The 18,652-nt window shown below is 72.6% G+C and carries 17 protein-coding genes; 6 read left to right on the top strand and 11 right to left on the bottom strand.

Annotated features, from left to right (window positions below; genetic code table 11):
* Positions 1-3 precede the first annotated feature (3 nt).
* The 5 genes from BA062_RS39800 to BA062_RS13040 are packed head-to-tail and all read right to left on the bottom strand — an operon-like array spanning position 4 to position 4,913.
* The gene (locus tag BA062_RS39800; RefSeq protein WP_168213933.1) at positions 4-150 is read right to left on the bottom strand and encodes a hypothetical protein; all 147 of its coding nucleotides are present in this window, start codon (positions 148-150) and stop codon (positions 4-6) included.
* A 5-nt stretch (positions 151-155) separates the two neighbouring features.
* A complete protein-coding gene (locus BA062_RS13025) occupies positions 156-1,652 on the bottom strand; it encodes an FGGY-family carbohydrate kinase (protein ID WP_110336304.1) in 1,497 nt (498 codons plus the stop codon).
* Complete coding sequence (locus BA062_RS13030) at positions 1,649-3,283, bottom strand: fucose isomerase (protein ID WP_110336305.1); 1,635 nt, start codon at positions 3,281-3,283, stop codon at positions 1,649-1,651. The genes BA062_RS13025 and BA062_RS13030 overlap by 4 nt, the downstream gene beginning before the upstream one ends.
* A gap of 23 nt (positions 3,284-3,306) precedes the next feature.
* Positions 3,307-4,188: a dihydrodipicolinate synthase family protein gene (locus tag BA062_RS13035; protein ID WP_110336306.1), complete on the bottom strand. Its 882-nt coding sequence runs from the start codon at positions 4,186-4,188 to the stop codon at positions 3,307-3,309.
* A gap of 50 nt (positions 4,189-4,238) precedes the next feature.
* Positions 4,239-4,913 carry a GntR family transcriptional regulator gene (locus BA062_RS13040; RefSeq protein WP_110336307.1) on the bottom strand — a complete coding sequence of 225 codons (675 nt, stop codon included), beginning with the start codon at positions 4,911-4,913 and terminating at the stop codon, positions 4,239-4,241.
* 199 nt (positions 4,914-5,112) lie between these two features.
* Between BA062_RS13040 and BA062_RS13045 the strand changes: the two genes are divergently transcribed.
* Both BA062_RS13045 and BA062_RS13050 read left to right on the top strand, forming a co-directional pair.
* Entirely contained in the window at positions 5,113-6,594 is a 1,482-nt protein-coding gene (locus tag BA062_RS13045) for a peptide MFS transporter (RefSeq protein ID WP_168213934.1), read from the top strand.
* Positions 6,591-9,260: an alpha-L-rhamnosidase gene (locus BA062_RS13050; RefSeq protein WP_110336309.1), complete on the top strand. Its 2,670-nt coding sequence runs from the start codon at positions 6,591-6,593 to the stop codon at positions 9,258-9,260. The genes BA062_RS13045 and BA062_RS13050 overlap by 4 nt, the downstream gene beginning before the upstream one ends.
* 354 nt (positions 9,261-9,614) lie before the next feature.
* Here the strand turns inward: BA062_RS13050 and BA062_RS13055 are convergent, their stop codons facing one another.
* The 3 genes from BA062_RS13055 to BA062_RS13065 form a co-directional block, all read right to left on the bottom strand.
* Positions 9,615-10,235, bottom strand: coding sequence for an antibiotic biosynthesis monooxygenase (locus tag BA062_RS13055; protein ID WP_110336310.1), 621 nt, complete (start codon positions 10,233-10,235; stop codon positions 9,615-9,617).
* Positions 10,236-10,360: 125 nt separating this feature from the next.
* Positions 10,361-11,116, bottom strand: coding sequence for an ABC transporter permease (locus BA062_RS13060; RefSeq protein ID WP_110336311.1), 756 nt, complete (start codon positions 11,114-11,116; stop codon positions 10,361-10,363).
* Positions 11,113-12,078 carry an ABC transporter ATP-binding protein gene (locus tag BA062_RS13065; RefSeq protein WP_168213935.1) on the bottom strand — a complete coding sequence of 322 codons (966 nt, stop codon included), beginning with the start codon at positions 12,076-12,078 and terminating at the stop codon, positions 11,113-11,115. Before BA062_RS13065 ends, BA062_RS13060 begins: the two co-directional genes overlap by 4 nt.
* Positions 12,079-12,223: 145 nt before the next feature.
* On the opposite strand from BA062_RS13065, the gene BA062_RS13070 reads away from it, so the two are divergent.
* The 4 genes from BA062_RS13070 (at position 12,224) to BA062_RS13085 (ending at position 15,640) form a co-directional block, all read left to right on the top strand.
* Positions 12,224-13,417 carry a sensor histidine kinase gene (locus BA062_RS13070; protein WP_168213936.1) on the top strand — a complete coding sequence of 398 codons (1,194 nt, stop codon included), beginning with the start codon at positions 12,224-12,226 and terminating at the stop codon, positions 13,415-13,417.
* Positions 13,414-14,016, top strand: coding sequence for a response regulator transcription factor (locus BA062_RS13075; protein WP_110336313.1), 603 nt, complete (start codon positions 13,414-13,416; stop codon positions 14,014-14,016). Before BA062_RS13070 ends, BA062_RS13075 begins: the two co-directional genes overlap by 4 nt.
* A gap of 80 nt (positions 14,017-14,096) precedes the next feature.
* Positions 14,097-14,546 carry a sugar 3,4-ketoisomerase gene (locus tag BA062_RS13080; protein WP_110336314.1) on the top strand — a complete coding sequence of 150 codons (450 nt, stop codon included), beginning with the start codon at positions 14,097-14,099 and terminating at the stop codon, positions 14,544-14,546.
* Positions 14,543-15,640, top strand: coding sequence for a DegT/DnrJ/EryC1/StrS family aminotransferase (locus tag BA062_RS13085; protein WP_110336315.1), 1,098 nt, complete (start codon positions 14,543-14,545; stop codon positions 15,638-15,640). Before BA062_RS13080 ends, BA062_RS13085 begins: the two co-directional genes overlap by 4 nt.
* On the opposite strand, the gene BA062_RS13090 is transcribed toward BA062_RS13085, so the two are convergent.
* From BA062_RS13090 to BA062_RS13100, 3 genes are read right to left on the bottom strand one after another with little or no spacing between them, the layout of a single operon-like run.
* Positions 15,621-16,319, bottom strand: a complete 699-nt coding sequence (locus tag BA062_RS13090; RefSeq protein ID WP_110336316.1) for a class I SAM-dependent methyltransferase — start codon at positions 16,317-16,319, stop codon at positions 15,621-15,623. The two genes, BA062_RS13085 and BA062_RS13090, sit on opposite strands and share 20 nt — an antisense overlap.
* A gap of 2 nt (positions 16,320-16,321) precedes the next feature.
* A complete protein-coding gene (locus BA062_RS13095) occupies positions 16,322-17,599 on the bottom strand; it encodes an activator-dependent family glycosyltransferase (protein ID WP_281271637.1) in 1,278 nt (425 codons plus the stop codon).
* Complete coding sequence (locus BA062_RS13100; protein ID WP_110336317.1) at positions 17,596-18,612, bottom strand: cytochrome P450 family protein; 1,017 nt, start codon at positions 18,610-18,612, stop codon at positions 17,596-17,598. Before BA062_RS13100 ends, BA062_RS13095 begins: the two co-directional genes overlap by 4 nt.
* Positions 18,613-18,652: the final 40 nt, after the last annotated feature.

Consider the following 18,652-nt stretch of genomic DNA (forward strand, 5'->3'; position numbering starts at 1 on the left):
GGGTCAGAGCAGGGCGGCGAACACGCCTCCGCCCAGAACCGCGCCTGCGATCGTTCCGGCGGCGACGCCCATGTGCATGGAGAGCGGCCACGGTCGGACTGCAGTGAAGGCCACCTTCACTGCGTTGAACGCAGTGAAGGTGGCCTTCACTGCAGTCAGGTGTCTCGCTGCCAGGCGGCCAGGTCGTGGATCACCGGCCGGGTCGCCGGGTAGAGGTCCAGGTAGAGGCGGTGCAGCCGGTCGTACCGTTCCCGCACGGCCGGATCGGGCGTGCGGACCTCGCTGACCGGGTTCCACCGCTCCGCGTCGGCGTCGCCGATGGCCTGCGCGGCGAACAGCGCCGCACCGTAGCTCGCGCCCAGTGTCACCGACGGAATCTCCTGCTCCATCCCGGTGATGTCGCTGACGATCTGGGTCCACAGCCCGCCCTGCGTACCCCCGCCGACGGCGACGATCCGGCGCAGGTCGGCACCCGCCTCGCGCAGCGCCGCGATGTTGTGCCGCACCCCGTGCGCGGTCGCCTCCAGCGCCGCGCGGTGCAGGTCGCCGCGCGTGTGCTCCAGCGTCAGTCCGGCGATGACGCCGCGGGCATCCGGGTCGGCGATCGGCGTCCGCTCCCCCGCGAAGTACGGCAGCATCAGCAGGCCGCGCGCGCCGGGGCCGGAGCGCCGCGCCTCCGCCAGCAGTTCGCCGTGATCGGGCGCACCGGCGATGCCGCGCAGCCATTCGGTGACCGCCCCCGACGTGGCCATGCCACCGGCCAGGCTGCGGGTGCCGGGGTAGGCACCGAGCGTGCCCCACAGGTTCGGCACCGTCAGCCGCTCCCCGGTGGTGGCGACGAGGAACATCGTCGTGCCGTACATGATCATCAGGTCGCCGGGACGTTGCGCGCCCACGCTGGCCGCCTCCGACCAGGCGTCGACCGTGCCCGTGATCACCGGCACGCCCTCGGGCAGCCCGGTCTCGCCGGCCGCCCGCGCCGTGACGGCGCCCGCGATCTCACCCGGCCAGCGCAGGGGCGGCAGCTCCAGCCGCGGCGCGATGTGCCGCGCCCAGGGTTCGTACCACTCCAGGGCCCGCGAGTCGTAGAGCGGCACCGACTGGCTCGCCGAGTGGTGGTCGAGCACGTACTCGCCGGTGAGCCGCGAGGCGAGCCACGAGCTCGGCATGTACAGCCTGCGGGCCCGGTCCGCGACGGCGGGCTCGTGCTCGGCCACCCACGCCAGCTTCGGGCCCACGGCCTGCGTCGACAGCAGCGACCCGCAGCGCTCCAGGACGGCATCGGCGCCGAGCTCGTCGCTCAGCCGCGCGATCTGCTCGGTGGCGCGCGTGTCGACGCCGTACAGGATCGCCGGGCGCAACGGTTCCTCCGCGCCCGCGGGGCCGTCGCCGGTGAGCACGACGCACGGGCCCATGCCGCTGACGCCGACCGCCTCGACGCGTCCGTCGGCGCCGTTCAGCAGCTCGGCGGCGATCTCCCGGAACTCCGCCCACCACACGCGCGGGTCCATCTCGACGTGCCCCTGCCGCGGCCGCGACACCTCGTGTGCCCGCACCGCCGTGCGCAGCACAATCCCGCTCGCCCGCTCGACGAGCACGCCCTTCGTGCTGGAGGTGCCGACGTCGACGCCGAGCACCAGTGAACCGGTCACAGCGCCACGTCACCACAGAGGTGGACGTTCACGCCCAGCCGCTCGAACAGCGCGGCCTTCGCGGTGAGCGCGGCGTCGGCGGTGGCCCCGTCGGGGGCGTAGGCGAGCTGGGCGTGGTTGGCCTTGTGCCGCGCCATGAACTGGTCACGGCCGATGCCGTGCAGGACGACGTGCGCGATCGGCCACTCCGGGTTGGTGGCGGCGGAGCGCCGCGCGGTCTCCTCGGCCGGCAGTTCCACGACCGTGGCCCTGCCCAGGTCGAGGTGCAGCTCGCCGTCGGCGAGGTAGAGCCGGGACCAGACGATCTCCCCGGGTTTGCTCACGCCCTGGATCGTGCCGCCGCCGGCCGGGAAGTACACCGGGTCCTGGCGCATGCTCACGGCGCCCGCATAGCCGCCGGTGAGGTGCGAGGGCGGCACCGAGCCGCTGATCTCCCACACCCACACGAAGTCGTCGCCGTAGCGCTCGCCCCAGCGCACGTCGTGCAGGGTGGTGGCCGGGTCGAGGCCCATCGCCGACCAGATCCGGTTGGTCACCAGCGCGTCGACCGCGACGCCCTCGTCGGCCTCGTTGAAGTGCGGCAGCGGCGCGCCGTCGTAGAGGACGCGGGCGCCGTCGCGGCTTGTCACCGGTGGACGGTCGACGTTGTTGAGTAGTCCCTCGGCGAGGTCCGAGGCGGGAGCGAGGTCCTTGAGCCCCTGCTGGTACTGGATTCCCACGGCGTCGAGGCCGAAGTCGTCGGCGATCCGCAGCGCGGCGACGTACATCTTCAGCTGCTCCCGGACCTGGCGGTCGGTGAGTTCGGTGGCCTCGTCGGTGCCGGTCTCGAAGCGCATGCCCGCCGACTCCAGCCACGCGCGCGCGGCGTCGGCCTCGTCGTCCGGCACGCGCAGCATCTCGGCGTAGAGCGCGCTCTGCGACAACCGTTCCTTGTAGATGCCGAGCGGGTTGAGCAGCTCGTCGTCGATGATCGCGTTGTACATGCCCATGCAGCCCTCGTCGAACACGCCGACGATCGCCTTGTCGGCGAGCAGCTGTTCGGCCAGCGCGACGCCGAGGTCCCGTTCCTCGCTCGGCGGCAGGTCTGGCAGCGCGCGCACGTGGCTCGCGTCGTGCGTGATGCGGCCGGTGCCGGTCCACTCGCGCAGCCCGTCGAGGAAGAAGTCGTCGGTGAAGTCGACCGACCACAGGGTCGAGTAGTCCCGGCCCATCTTGGTCAGCCCGGCGTTGAGGCCGAGCAGGCCGACCAGCCCGGGCCAGCTGCCGTCGAAGTTCGCCACCGTGAGGATCGGGCCGCGATGGGTGCGTAGCCCGGCGAGCACGTGGTGGCTGTACTGCCAGACCGCCTCGGCGACGACGAGCGGCGCTTCCGGCGGGATGGTGCGGAAGGCCTCTAGTCCCCGGCGCTGGCTGTCGATGAACCCATGCCCCTTCTCCGGCTCGGGTTCGTGGGCGCGGACAACGGTCCAGCCGAGGTCGCCGAGCGCGGCGGTGACGGCCTTCTCGAGCTGCTGCTGCAGCGGCCAGCCCGCGACGTTCGCGGCGGGGCGCAGGTCGCCGCTGGCGACGAGGTAAGCGGTGCGCGGTGGGGCTTTCGGCTCGGTGCGGGGTTCGGGGAAGCGGTAGGGCAACGGTGCTCCTCAGGCTGTCGGGCTCAGGGCCGCTCGGCGGCGACGAGGCGGGCGATGGCGGCGTCGGTGCCGGGTCCGGTCAGCGGTGCGGGCATGCGCATGGTGTCCGCGCCGATCTCCTGCTGGCGCAGGGCGTTCTTGATGCCTTCGGGGGAGCCGCCGAGGGCGGCCAGTACGGCGTCGGCCCGGGCCTGCGCGGCGCGTTCGGCGTCCGCGTCACCGTCGGCGACGGCGTCGGCGAGCGCGGCGAACGGTTCGGCGAAGGCCGCCGAGAGCCCGGAGACGATCCCGGTCCCGCCCGCGCGCACGACGCCTGCGAGAGCGGTGTCGGCGCCCGACCACAGGCGGACGTGCTCGGGCAGCGCCCGGCGGAAGTCGGAGAAGCGGTCCGCGGCGGCGCCGCTGAGCTTTGCTCCGGCGAGCCCGGTGGTCTCGCTCAACCGCGCGTAGTCGGCCGGTTCGACGACGACTCCGGTGCGTTCGGGAAACAGGTAACCGTAGACATGCGCGTCCCCGGCCGCCGTGGTGATGGCGGCGAAATGCCGTTCCACGGCGCCGAGGTCCACCGGCAGGTAGTAGGGCGTCAGGGCGGCGAGCCGCCGTACGCCGAGCGCGAGGGCGTCCTCGGTGAGGCGCACCGAGTCGCGGGTGCTCGCCGCGCCGACGTGGAACACCACCCGGTTCGCACCGGCCGTGTCGACGGCCGCGCGGGCGAGCGCGATCCGCTCGCCGTGGTCGAGCGCGGGGAACTCACCGGTCGTGCCCGCGACGAACAGGCCGTCGACACGGTCGCCGAGTGCTCGGTACAGCCGGATGTTGGCCGCGAGGTCCAGTTCGCCCCGCTCGTCGAACAAGGTGGGAACCGCGGCCAGGATCTCGGCGCGCGGAAAGGAAGACTCCGGCATCTGCTGCTCTCTGTGTGGGTCGCGCGGTGTGTCGCGGGGCGCGGGTGGGGTCAGGACGCCGGGCGCTCGGCGAGCTCGGCCAGGGAGGCGCGCATGCGGTCGCGTGAGCCGTCGAGGTGCTCGGTGAGCTGCGCGAGCGCGTCCCGCTCGGTGCCGTCCTTGACGGTGCCGGCCAGCTCCGCGTGATCGTCGGCGATCGGACGCAGGTCGCGGTCGCGGGTGTTGGTGACGTCGAGCATGGCGGCGAAGATCGGCCGGTGCATCGCCCACGTGGCCGCGAGCCTGCGGTTGCCCGCGAGCTCGAAGAACGCGCTGTGGAAATCGAGGTCGGCGGCGGCGAACCGGGCCGGATCGCCCTGCTCGGCGTGTTCGCGCATCCTGGCGAGCACGTCGTCGACGACCGACCAGTCCACTGTGGACCTGTTGGCGCGCACGGTCCGGATGGCGAGCCCTTCCAGTGCGCCGCGCAGGGAGTACAGCTCGACGAGGTCGGTGTCGGTGAGTCCGCGCACGAACACGCCGCGCCGCCGGGTCTCCACGAGCCCCTCCAGCTCGAGCTGGCGCAGCGCATCGCGGACCGGGCCGCGGCTCACGCCGAAGTTCTCGGCGACCCAGCCTTCGACCAGGTGCGTTCCCGCCGCCAGCTCTCCGCGAACGATGAGCGCCCTGAGCTGATCGAGCAGCTGTTCCCCCAGCGGCGAGTGGCGGACCGGGCTGACCAACATCGTGTCGTTCCCCCACAGAGTTCGGTGTCAGGACAGGCTGCCGCGACCGGCGGCCACGGGCAACTCTAGGCCCCGCTCGGTTAACCGTCAACATCAACCGTTGACGGTTAACCGTAAACGGGTCATAGTGCTTTCCAGCCTCGTCAGGCCCGGGCTCACCGGACGCGCAGAATGCGCACGTCGTTGCAATGGAGGAACCGTGCAGGTCAACGCCGCCCCAGCGGCAGGGGGATCCACCGCTGCCCAGCTTCGCCAGCCCCCTGGGTTCGGCACGCTCTTCTTCACCGAACTGTGGGAGCGGTTCAGCTTCGCCGGGATGCGGGCGATCCTCGTGCTGTTCATGGCCGCGCCCATCGCGGAGGGCGGGCTCGGGCTCGGCGCGGTCACCGCGGCCAGCCTCTACGCCGTGTACAACTCGATGGTCTACATGCTGTCACTGCCCGGCGGCTGGATCGCCGACCGGCTCTGGGGCTCCCAGAAGGCCGTGTTCGTCGGCGGCTGCACGATCGCGGCGGGCCATCTGGTGCTCACCATCCCGGCGGTGCCCACCTCCTACGCCGCGCTCGTGCTGATCGCCATCGGCACCGGCACGCTCAAGGCCAGCGTGCCGACCATTCTCGGCGGCCTCTACGCGCCGGACGACCCGCGCCGGGACCCCGGCTTCACGCTCTACTACCTGTCCATCCAGATCGGCGGCTTCACCGCGCCGTTCGTCACCGGTGCCCTCGCCGTGGCGTTCAACTGGCACGTCGCCTTCGCCGCCGCCGGGATCGGGATGCTGCTCGGTCTCGCCGTCTATACCGTCGGCCGCAAGAAGTTCGGCGACGTCGGCGCCACCGCACCGCAGCCGGCCACGCCCGAGGAACGGCGCAAGGTCGGCCGCAAGGCGCTGCTCTGGGGCGGGGCCGCCGCGGCGCTGCTCGCGATCGACATCCTGCTCGGCTGGTTCAGCCTGGGCCAGCTGATCAACATCATGAGCATCGTCGGGCTCGTCGTGCCGGTCGTGTACTTCGCCGCGATGTTCCGCACGCCCGAGGTGACGGCGGCGGAGAAGTCCCGGCTGTGGGCGTTCGTCTGGTTCTTCGTCGCCGCGGCCCTGTTCTGGCTCGTCTACGACCAGGCGGGCTCCACGGTCAGCCTGTTCATCAAGGACAGCACCGATCGCACGATGTTCGGCTGGGAGGTTCCGGTCGGCTTCTTCCAGTCCGCGCACGCCGCGTTCATGATCACGCTCGGCAGCGCGTTCGTGCTCATCTGGGCAAAGATGGGTCGCCGCCAGCCGAAAACGCCGGCGAAGTTCGGTATCAGCCTGACCTTCATCGGCGCGTCCTTCCTGCTGCTCGGCCTCGCCGCGACCACGGCGACCGACGGCGACAAGGCGCTCGTCTGGTGGATCGTCGGGTTCTTCTTCCTGCAGGGCGTCGCTGAGACCCACCTCGGACCGGTCGGCCTGAGCGCGTCGAGCAAGCTCGCGCCCGCGCGGTTCGCCACGCAGACCATCGGCCTGTGGTACCTCTCCACGGCCACCGGCGGCGCGATCCAGGGCCAGGTCGTGAAGCTGCAGAACGTGCTGAGCCCGCCGGTGTACTTCGCGTCGCAGGGCCTGTTGCTCGTGCTCGCGGGCGTGATCCTCTTCCTGGCGGCGCGCCGGATCAAGGGCCTCATGGGTGAGGCCGCGTGACCCCGCTGCACGCCGTCGACCTCCGCTGCGAGCACCTCGCCGGAGTGCCCTGTGTGGACACTCCCGCACCGCGGCTGCGCTGGGCACTGCGCGCCGAGGGCCGGGGGCGGGCGCAGAGCGCGTACCGGGTCCTCGTCTCCACCGATCCCGCGGACCTCGCCGCCGAGCGCGGCACCGTGTGGGACTCGGGCACGGTCCCGTCCGCCGACCACATCGAGGTGCCCTACGGGGGCCCGCCGCTCACACCGGGCGGCACGTACCACTGGACGGTGCGGGTGCACGACGAGTACGGCATCCCCGGCCCCTGGAGCACGCCCGCCTCGTGGCGGACCGGCATCACGTGGTCCGCGCCGTGGATCGCCCACGACCGGCGCCACGACCCCGGTGTTGTCGACCCGGCGTTCCGCTACGGGCCCACCAACCGGCGTGGTATGCCACCCGCTCCCCTGCTCCGCCGGGAGTTCGCCGTCGACGGTCGACCGCGCTCGGCAACCCTGTACGTGACGGCGCGCGGCCTCGCCGTGGTGGAGCTGAACGGGGCCGCCGTGGACGACGCCGAGCTGGTGCCCGGCTGGACCGACTACACGAAGCGCCAGCCGTATCACGCCGTCGACGTCACCGCGCTGCTGAAGCCGGGCGCGAACGTGCTCGGCGCGACGCTCGCCGACGGCTGGTTCTCGGGTTTCGTCGGCAGCGACCCCCGCAGGCCGGGCAACCTCTACGGCCGCAGGCCGTGGCTGCGCTGCGAACTGCACGTCGTCGGCGCCGACGGCGAGCGCACCGTCATCGGCACCGACGAGCGGTGGCGCAGCGCGTACGGGCCCGTGCGCGGGGCGGACCTGTTGCGCGGCGAGTCCTACGACGCCCGCCTGGAGCGGCCCGGCTGGTCGGCGCCCGGTCCCGCCTGTGAGGACTGGCGGCCGGTGCTCGTCGAGCCGCACGACGGCGTGCCCATGGTGGCCGACCGCGGCGAGCCGGTGCGCGTCGTCGAGGAGCTGCCCGCGCTGCGGTGCGAGCGGCTCGCCGACGGCAGGCACATCGTCGACTTCGGACAGAACCTCGTCGGCCGCCTGCGCCTGCGGGTCCGCGCGGCCGAGGGCACCGTGGTGCGGCTGCGGCACGCCGAAGCGCTCGACACCGGCGGCGAGCTGTACCGGGAGAACCTGCGCACCGCCGACGCCGAGGACGTCTACGTCGCCGCGGGCAGACCGGAGGAGACCTACGAGCCACGGTTTACCGTCCACGGTTTCCGCTACGCCGAGATCACCGGACCGCCCGAGCTGTCCACCACGGACGTGGTGGCCCGGGTGCTGCACACCGACATGCCGTCGGCGGGCCGGTTCCGCTGCTCGGACGAGCTGGTGAACCGGTTGTGGAGCAACATCGTCTGGGGCCTGCGCGGCAACGTCGTGGGGCTGCCCACCGACTGCCCGCAGCGCGACGAGCGGATGGGCTGGCTCGCCGACGCGCAGGTGTTCGCGCCCACCGCGGCGCTGATCATGGACACCTCGGCGTTCTTCACCCGGTGGCTCGCCGACGTCGCCGACGCCCAGTCCGAGGAGGGCGTGTACGCGGACGTGGCGCCCAAGGTGCCCACCACCCGCGACGGCGCCCCGGCCTGGGCCGACGCGGGAGTGATCCTGCCGTGGCTGCTGTACCGCACCTACGGCGACACCGCGATCCTGCGTGAGCACTGGACGGCGATGCACCGCTACCTCACGTTCCTGCGGCGCACCAACCCGGATCTGCGCTGGCGGCACCGCAGGCACAACGACTACGGGGACTGGCTCTCGGCTGGGGAGGAGACCTCCCGCGAGCTGGTGGCGGCGGCGTACTGGGCCCACGACGCGCGGCTGATGGCCGAGATCGCGGGGGTGCTCGGGCTCGCCGAGGAGGCGGCCGACTACGCCGAGCTGCGGACCCGCCTGGTCGAGGCGTTCCGCGCCGATCATCTGGACGCCGAGGGAAAGGTCACCGGCGACACCCAGACCGGCTACGCGCTGGCGCTCGGCATGGATCTCGTGCCAGGTCACCTGCGTGAGCGTTGCGTGGCGCACCTCGTCGCCAACGTCGAGCGCCACGGCTGGCACCTCACCACCGGTTTTCTCGGCGTCGCCCTGCTGTGCCCCGTGCTCGCGGACACCGGGCACGCCGACGTCGCCCACCGGCTGCTGACCCAGCGCGGCTACCCCTCGTGGGGCTACACGATCGACCGCGGCGCCACCACCATCTGGGAACGCTGGAACGGCTGGACCGACGAGGACGGGTTCGCCTCGGCGCGGATGAACTCGCTCAACCACTACTCGCTCGGCTCGGTCGGCGCCTGGCTCGTCGAGGGCGTTGCCGGCCTTGCCGCGGCCGAGCCCGGGTACGCGCGGCTGCGGATCGCTCCCCGGCCGGGACCGCTGCGGTGGGCCGAGGCCGAGTACCGCTCGGTGCGCGGCACGGTCCGCTGCGGGTGGCAGCGCACGGATGACCGTATTCGGTTGGCGTTGACGGTGCCGCCCGGAGTGACCGCGACCGTGTGTCTGCCGGGCACCGGTGCCGTGTTCGAGGACGGCCGTCCGGCCGGGGGCGCCGACGGGGTCCTCGCTGCGGAGCCGGACGGGAGCGCACTGACCGTCAGCAGCGGGACCTACGTCCTCGAGCGAGTCCTCCCCGGGTGACCGTCATTGGTTGACGATCGCTCCAGCGCCCCGGTCTCGACGGGCCAGGTCGCGCCGGCCCGGCCGACATCGGGGATTCCGCGTGGGAGACGGCTCTCGACGGGCTCCGCTTCCGTGAGCGCGCCGAGCGCACCCCGCCGCCGTCCGCGGTCACCGCCTCGAAGGAGAGCGCACCGGGAACCGCGTGCCTGCTCGGGGCGGCGACCGAGGCGGTGTCCGCGTTCGTGGAACTGATCGACCGGCCCGCGCCCCACGGCATTGCCGTCGAACCCGGTGGTGTGCCGCCGGCGCCGCTCTGCCAGCAAGCCGGTCACGCCACCGGCTGAGCAGCGTGGCACGCACCCTGCCCCGGCCTCACACCAGCTCGGGCACCCTCAGGTGCGCGATGGCCAGCTCGAACTCCGAGACGTCGAGGCGCTCCGCGCCCGACTCTCGGATCACGCCCGCCCTGACCTCGTCGGCGCGTTCGCGGCTGCGCCGCATGGCGTCGACGCTGTCGTAGGCGACCGAGCCCACGCAGCGGCCGGAGCTCCGGTCGGTCAGCAGGCTCGCGCTGCAGAACCCCTCGAACGACTCGAGCGAGGGCAGGACGGTGTCGGTGAAGACGCCGGTCATCCGGTCGATCTGGCCGGGGTCCACGCGCAGCCAGGTGACCCGCGCGCAGGCACCGTCGCCGGCACGGTGGTCGCGGTGCAGCACCGCGATCTCCCACTCGTCGACCGTCATGTCGCCGCCCATCAGGTCGTGGGCGCGCTCACGGAGCGCGGCGGCCGCCTCGGCGCTGGCGCGCATGGCCTCCGCCGTTTGCCAGGCGGTCGTGACGATACAGCGGCCGTCCTCCCGGTTGACGAGCATCGACAGGCCGATGCAGCCGTCCATGTCCAGTACCGCGGGCATCGCCGTGTCGCGGATGTTCGCCACCCCGTCGTCGACCGACGCCGTCCTCGCCCAGATCGTCGTGGACCGTGCGTACACGATGCACCTCCTGCCGTCCGGGGGCGGCGTCCCGGTGACGCCACCGACAGGCCAACGCTCCTCCCCCCGCCCCGGCGCGGACAAGACCGCGCCGGAACGGAGTTTTGCATCGGGACCCTGGCCGGTCAGACCCGCTTCTCCCAGCGGAAGAGCCGCTTCGCCGCGAAGGCGCCGAGCAGCGTCCACGCCACCAGAACACCGACGGCGGGAGCCGCGTCCGCGAACTGCGAGCCGACGCCGAGCGAGGAGTCGTAGGCCAGGCGGGTGAGGTCGAGCAGCGCGCCACCGGGCAGCAGCAGCTGTACCACGTCCGGCCCCTCCACCCCGCCGGTCGCGGCCCAGATGACCGTCCCGATCAGAAACAAGAAGAACGGCATCGCCGCCATGTCCGCCTGCTGCGTGGTGGACACGAGGCCCGTGGTGGCGATCGCGAGCACGGTGCACATGCCGACGGCGAGCAGGATTCCCAGCAGCAGCAACGGCACGTTCGAGGGCGCGGCCGGACCGAACGCCCACACGATCGCCACCACCACGAGGCACTGCACGAGGCCGAGCAGGAACGGCGGCGAGCTGAGCCCCGCGAGGATCGTCGCGTCCGAGCACTCGCTCGTGCGCAGCCGCTTCAGATAGAGGTCCTCCCGGCGCGTCGTCAGGGTCAGCGTGGTGGTGATGTAGACGGTCATCCCGCACATCAACGCGAGCTGCATCGCCACCGGCAGCGCCCAGCCCAGCCCGCCCAGCGTGTCCCTGCTGAACAGCACGAGCAACACGGCCATGCCGACCGGGAACAGTGTCGCGGTGCCGGCGACCGTCGCGTTGCGTCCGACGAGTTTCACCTCGGTGCGCAGCAGTGCCAGCAGTTGACGGCTGACGAGGTTCATCGGGCCTCTCCTCCGTGCGACTCGGTGAGCGCGAAGGGCTCCGCGAGCTCGACGCGGTTGCGGTCGACCACGCCGTGGAAGACGTCGTCGAGCGACGCGTGCTGGGCGCGGAACCGCAGCAGCGGCACCTGGCGAGCGCTGCGCCACTGCACGACGGCGGTCAGGTCGTGGTCGAGGTCGGTGGTCTGCAACTCCACTCGCCCCTGAGCGAGCCGGTCGCGGTCCAGCTCGCCGACAAAGTCCGGCAGCGTGCTGACCGGCGTCTCCCTCGGCAGGTCGAAGCCGATGCGGGCGCGTTCGGCGGCGAGGACGTCCACGAGGCTGCCCGAGACGGCGATCCGCCCCTCGTGCATGATCGCCAGCCGGTGAGCGAGGCTCTCCGCCTCGTCCAGGTAGTGCGTGGTCAGCACCATCGTCACGCCCTCGGCGAGCAGGGTCCTGATGACGTCCCAGGCCGCCTTGCGCGACTCCGGGTCCAGCCCGGTGGTCGGCTCGTCGAGGAACAGCAGCTCCGGTTTACCGAGTACGGCCAACAGCAGGTCCAGCCGCCGGCGTTCCCCGCCGGAGAGCTGCTTGACGCGCACATCGCGGCGGTGGGCCAGGTCGAGCAGCTGCATGGCCTCGTCGGCGTCGGAGCGTTTGCTGCTGAGGTCCTGCCACAGCGCGACGGTCTCGGTGACGGTGAGGTCGCCCGCGAAGCCGCTCTCCTGCAGCATCATGCCGACCCTGCTCGACAGCCTGCGCCGCTCGGCGTAGGGCTCCATGCCCAGCACGCGCACCGTTCCCGACGTGGGTCTGCGCAGGCCCTCCAGTGTCTCCAGCGTCGTCGTCTTCCCGGCCCCGTTGGTGCCGAGCAGCGCGAACAACTCGCCCCGCCGGACCTCGAAGTCGATCCCGCGCACGGCCTCGAACGAACCGTAGGAGCAGCGCAGTCCCGCTGCCTCGATCACTGGTGTGAGCACGCTGCCACGGTAGGAAGCGCGGGGCGTGCACCACCAGTGCCGCCGATCACCGGTCGGCTCCCCGATTCGCAGGCAGAACCCATGACAAATGTCATCGCCCACCCCGTGGTGCGCGCCGGTCACCCGCGCACGGCATCCTGTAGCCATGAGTGACGCCCCGCCGGTCGCCGCCCCCAACCCGGCGGGCATGCGCTGGCTGCGCCGCTACATCTGGTTCTCGCTCGCACTGGTCGGGCTGTTCCCGCTCGCGGTCATGCCCGACCTGTTCACCGCCGATTTCGGCACGGTCAACCGCATACTGCTGACCGCGCTGGTGGTGCTCGCCGTCGTGCAGCGGACCCGTTTCATCGGCTACGCCGCGCGGGCCGTCGAGTTCACGCGGCGCCGCCCGGTCGAGCAGATCCTCACCACGAGCGTCGCGGTGGTCGCGTGGGCGCACGCCGCGCGGTACACCTCGAATCCGGCGCTGTGGGCGCTGCTGCCCGCGGTCGTGGGCGGGGCCGGGGTGATCAGCGCGCCGCCCGAGTACCGGCGCAGGCTCTCGGGCGGGCTGGTGCTGGCGACGGCGGTGACGGGCGCGCTCGCGCTCTCGTGGCGCCGGGTCGACGGTGTGCTCGTGCCGAACAGCGTGGTGGCCGCGGTGCTCATCGTGCTGGGGCTGGTGCTGGTGGACGTCACGTCGGCCCGCTTCTGGGAGCTGGTGCTCGAGCTGGACCGGGCCCGCGAGCTGGCCGGTGAGCTGGCGACGGCGCGGGAGCGGCTGCGGTTCGCCGCGGACCTGCACGACATCCAGGGGCACTCGCTGCAGGCGATCGTCCTCAAAGGCCAGTTGGCGGAGCGGCTGGTCGGCAAGGACGACGACGCGGCCCGCAGGCACGCGGCGGAGCTGACGGAGCTGGCGCGCTCGGCGCTGGCCGACACGCGCAAGCTCGCGCACGGCTACCGGGAGATCGGGCTGGTGACCGAGGCTGGCAACGCCGCCGAGCTGATGCGCGCGGCCGGTATCGACGTCGAGGTCCGGGGCGACCCCGCCGCGATCGCGCCGCCGTTGCAGCAGCCGTTCAGCGCGCTCGTGCGCGAGGGCACGACGAACGTGCTGCGGCACAGCAGGGCGCAGCGGTGCGTGCTGGCGATCGAGGTGACGGACGGGGAGGTGACGGTGCGCATCGGCAACGACGGCGTGCGCCATCTCGGCGAGCCGGACGGTACGGGCACCGGCGTGCACGGCCTGCGTGAACGGTTCGCCGTCGTCGGCGGCGCGGTGACGGCCGGGCGGGCCGGCGAGGACTGGTTCGAGCTCGCGGGCACGGCCAGGGAACCGGGAGGTGGACCGCGATGATCAGGGTCGTCCTTGCCGACGACGAGGACCTGGTGCGGGGAGCGCTGGCGAGCCTGCTGGAGCTGGAGGCGGACATCGAGGTGGTCGCGCAGGCCGGTGACGGCGCCACGGCGGTGGAGCTCGTGCGCGAGCACGAGCCGGATCTCGTGGTGCTGGACCTGGAGATGGCGGGCATGGACGGGCTCGCCGCCGCCGAGGCCATCCGCGGCGAGACGGACGTGCCGATCGTGATGGTCACCCGGCACGCCCGGCACGGGGTGCTCAAGCGCGCGCTGACGATCGGCGTCCGCGCGTTCGTGCCGAAGGTGACGCCCGCGCCGAAGCTCTCGGCGATACTGCGGGACGTGCACGCCGGAGGCCGCTACGTCGACCCTGAGCTGGCCGCGTCGGCACTGTCGGCGCGGGAGTGCCCGCTGAGCGAGCGCGAGCTGGAACTGTTGCGGCACAGCCACAACGGCGAGACGATCGCGGCCATCGCCGCGGCCACGCACCTCGCGCAGGGCACCGTGCGCAACTACCTCTCCTCGGCGATGGCGAAGCTGGGCGCCGAGACGCGCTACGCCGCCGCGCGCAGGGCGTGGGAGGAAGGCTGGCTCTGAGCCCGATGATGGATACCGGCGCCCACAGATACACCATGTGACTGAGGCACATCGGACGAACGACGCATAACGTCGCGGCAATGACAGCGCAGCCGTCGCACCTCGACACCGGGCTCGACCGGGTCGCGCCGGGTACGCTCATCGAGCTCGACGAGCACGCCGATCCCCGGGGCAGCCTCGCCGTCGTCGAGACGGGCAAGGACATCGACTTCGAGATCAAACGCGTCTACTACCTCTACGACCTTCCGGTGGCGACGGTGCGGGGCGCGCACGGCCACCGGTGCCTGCGCCAGCTGGTCATCGCGGTGCACGGGCAGTTCGAGATCACCGTCGACGACGGGTTCCGGCGCGCCCGCTACCTGCTGGACAACCCGCGAAGGGGCCTGCTCATCGGCCCGATGACGTGGCGCAACCTGATCAACTTCTCGCCGGGCGCGGTCGGGTTGGTGCTCGCGTCGGAGCACTACGACGAGTCGGACTACTTCCGCGACTACGACGAGTTCCTCGCGGCCGCGCGGAGCGCCGCGTGACGGTGCCGTTTCTCGACCTCCACGCCGGGTACACCGAGCTGCGTGCCGAGCTCGACGCCGCCGTCACCGGCGTGCTGGGCTCGGGCCGGTACCTGGCGGGCGCCGAGGTGGAGGCGTTCGAGGCCGAGTTCGCGCGCTACTGCGGCGCCGCGCACTGCGTGACGGTCGGCAGCGGCTTCGCCGCGCTGGAGCTCACCCTGCGCGCACTGGGCATCGGCGCGGGCGACGAGGTGGTAGTGCCCTCGCACACGTTCATCGCGACGTGGCTCGCGGTGTCGGCGACCGGGGCCACGCCGGTGCCCGCGGAGCCGGACGCGCGCACGGCCACCCTCGATCCGGCGAGCGTGGCCGCCGCGATCACGCCGCGCACGGCCGCGATCGTGCCGGTGCACCTCTACGGCCACCCGGCGGATCTCGACGCGCTGCACGACCTCGCCCGCAGGCACGGGCTGACCGTGCTCGAGGACGCCGCGCAGGCCCACGGCGCGGGGTACCGGGGGCGGCGGATCGGCTCGGGCACCGCGGCGTTCTCCTTCTACCCCGGCAAGAACCTCGGCGCGTTCGGTGACGGCGGGGCTGTCACCACCGGCGACACGGACCTCGCACAGCGGCTGCGCCTGCTGCGCAACTACGGCTCGAAGGTCAAGTACCGGCACGAGATCCAGGGCACCAACTCGCGGCTCGATGAGCTGCAGGCGGCGGCGCTGCGGGTGAAGCTGCGGCGGCTCGACGACTGGAACGCGCGCAGGGCCGGCGTCGCGAAGGCCTACGCCGACGGACTGGCGGGCGCACCCGGGCTGGTCCTGCCGTCCGTGGCGCCGTGGGCCGAGCCGGCGTGGCACCTCTACGCCGTCCGCCACCCCGAACGGGACCGGTTACAGGCCGCGCTGCGGCAGGCCGGCGTCGAGACGCTCATCCACTACCCGGTGCCGCCGCACCGCGCACCCGCCTACGCCGGACATCCGCACGCCCGCACGCGCCTGCCCGTCGCGGAACGCTTCGCCGCGGAGGTGCTCAGCCTGCCGCTCGGGCCGCACCTCTCCGGTAAGCACGTGGCGTGCGTGGTCGACGCGGTCAACGCCGCCGTGCGATGAACAGCCCCCGCCCGCTCGGTCCGCCCTCGACGTAGTCCACCGCGCAGCCCGCCGTGGCGAACGCGGCCTCGTACTGGGCCCGCTCGAACAGCGTGATGTGGTGGACGTCGAGGAACGACCGGATACCCCACGGCTCGGCGACCACGTAGTGCACCTCGACCCGGCTGTACCGTCCGTCCAGAGTGGAGTGCGAGACGCGCGAGATCGTCCGCTGCCCGGCCTTGACGATGTCGGCCGCGACGTAGCCGGGCAGGAAGTTCTCCGGGAACCACCACGGCTCCACCACGAGTGTCCCGCCTGGCGCCAGGTGCCCGGCCATCGCCGTGAGCGCGGCCGAGAGCTCGGCCTCGTCGCTCAGGTGGCCGATCGAGCTGAACAGGCACGTGACGACGTCGAACCGGCCGGGCAGTTCGAAGCCGCGCATGTCGCCGTGGTGCAGCGGTACCCCCGGCAGGCGTTCCCGTGCGACCGCGAGCATGTCCTCGGACAGCTCCAGCCCCTGGACGTGTGCGCACAACCGCGCGAACTCGGCCAGGTGCGCCCCGGTTCCGCAGGCCACGTCCAGCAGGGAGCCACGCGAGCCCGCCAGCTCCACGACGGACGCCGCCTCCGCGGCGTAGTCCTTGCCCCGGCCCCGGTAGCACTCGTCGTAGACCTGCGCCGCATCCGCTCCGTACACCCTCAGCCCCGTTCCCGCCGGTACTTGCTCGTGAGCCGTTCCAGTTCGCCGACCACGGCGGCGGGTGCGGGCTGGGCCTGCTGCTCGTCCCGCAACCGCCGGGCCGCCTCGGCGAACGACGGCTCCCCCAGCACCCTGCTCACCTTCGCCCGCAGCGATCCGGGGGTCAGCTCACCGGCCCGCTGCACCAGCCCGGCGCCGGTGTCGGCCAGCATCGCGGCCTTGAGCGGCGCGTCCCAGATCTCCGGCACGACGACCTGCGGTACCGCGTAGCGCATCGCGGTGCCCCACGTGCCCGCGCCGCCGTGGTGCACGATCGCCGAGCAACTCGGCAGCAACGCGTGCAAGGGCACGAACTCCACCAGCCGTACGTTGCCGGGCACCGACGTCAGTCCTGCTCGCTGCCCTGCGTTCAGCGTGGCGACCACCTCGGCGTCCAGATCGGACAGTCCGTCGAGCAGGTCGCCCAGCGACACGGTCGAGGTGCCCATGCCGTTGCGCGCCGACACGCCCAGCGACACGCACACGCGGGGCCTGGCGGGCGGCGTCCGCACCCAGCCGGGCACCACGGCGGGGCCGTTGTAGGGGACGTAACGCATCGGCACCGTGTGCTGTCCGACGGCGATGCGCACGCTCGGCGGGTCCTGTTCGATCGCCCAGTCGCCGCGAGTCACCGACTCGTCGAAGTCGAGGCCGTGCCGCCGCAGCGTCCAGCCGAGCCATTCGCCGAGCGGGTCGTCCCTGTGCTCGGGCGGCAGGCGGTCGAGTGCACGCACGAAGTGCTCGCGGGTGCGGCCGAGCACGTCCGGGCCCCACAGCAGGCGCGCGTGCGCCGCGCCGCTCGCGAGGGCGGCGACGCCGCCCGCCCACGTCAGGGGCTCCCACACCACGAGGTCGGGCTCCCATTCGCGGGCGAGGGTCACGAGGTCGTCGACCATCGACTCGTTGTTGACGGCGGCGAAGAACGTCGGCACGAGCATCGTGTAGAAGCCGAGCAACCAGTCGAAGTCCGGCTCCCCGCTACGGAGCGCACCGAAGTCGATCGTGGGCGCCGAGCCCTCGGCCTTCGCGGCGAGCACCCGCTCGAGGCCGTGGTCCTCCCCCACCGGAACCGCCGTGAGCCCGGCGCCGGTGATCGTGTCGGCCAGCGCGCCCTGGCTGGCCACGCGCACCTCGTGCCCCGCGGCGCGCAGCGCCCACGCGAGGGGAACCATGCTCTGGAAGTGCGTGGGGTGGGCGATGCAGGCGAAGAGCACGCGCAGTGGACGGTCGACGGTCAACCGGTCACCTCCAGCCGGGCCAGCCGCGCGGTGACGGGCGAGCGCGCGTGCCAATGGGTGGTGTGCACGAGCGGACGGGGACACCGCTCGTGCAGGGCCGCCAGCCCGGCCGTGACGGTCGACCGCAGCAAGGGCAGCATCATCGCGTAGCGCCGGTCGGCCTCGGGGAGATCCGCACCGTCGGGGACGGTCACCCGCACCACGATCTCGCTGCCTTCCTCCAGCAACACGTCACCGAGCACGACGTCGCGGTGCGCGACCCTCGGCAGCAACCTCAGCGGCGGGTAGTGCCGGAGCGCTTGGTCAACGGCATACGGTTCACCGGAACGCACGGCGTTGCCCAGGAGGGTCGGTGCGGTCGCCAGGAACAGCACCGACCCGGCGACCTTCCCGGCGAGCACGTCGTCCTCGCCGGCGCGGGTGGGCGTGCCGCGAAGCCGCCTGCACGCGGCGGTCAGCGCGAGCGCCTGGTCGAGCGTGGGCGGGGTCAGCATCGCGTCGGGGACCAACGCCAGCGGAGCCAATGCCGCCGGGTCGGCGTCCCAGCCGAGCACCTCGGCGAGCACGCGCCGGGCGAGTGGCTCGGCGTAGCCGGTGATGACGTCGAACGCGGAGCCCAGTCCGTCGAGCAGCGCCTCGGCGTGCTCGCGCACCCTGGTCTCACGCGAGAACAGCGGCTCCATCACCCGCGCGATCCGCCGCTGGTCGGCGGCCTCCAGCCCGAGCCCTGCCTCGTCAACGGGCAGGATCTGCAGGTGTGGCTTGGTCCCGTCGGCGCGGCGGACACCGAACCGCTCGTCGGTGAGCACGTGCCTGCCGAGGTCCGCGTCGGCGCACACCCACGCGCCCGTGGTGCTGCGCCACAGCCCGGCGGCACCCGGCCGTCCCGGCTTGGCGGGCAGCCCGCGCAGGAGGTCGGCGTAGGCGTCGCCCGACGTCGCGGCCTCCTGCCAGATCGCACCGCGCACGAGCTGGAGCCGCCAGCCGAGCTCGGAGGGGCTCAACGTGCCCATCGACTCACCTCCGTCGCGTCCAGTTCACCAGACAAATCGG

Source organism: Prauserella flavalba, from assembly GCF_003202235.1.
In the GTDB taxonomy this organism is placed as follows: Bacteria; Actinomycetota; Actinomycetes; order Mycobacteriales; family Pseudonocardiaceae; genus Prauserella_A; species Prauserella_A flavalba.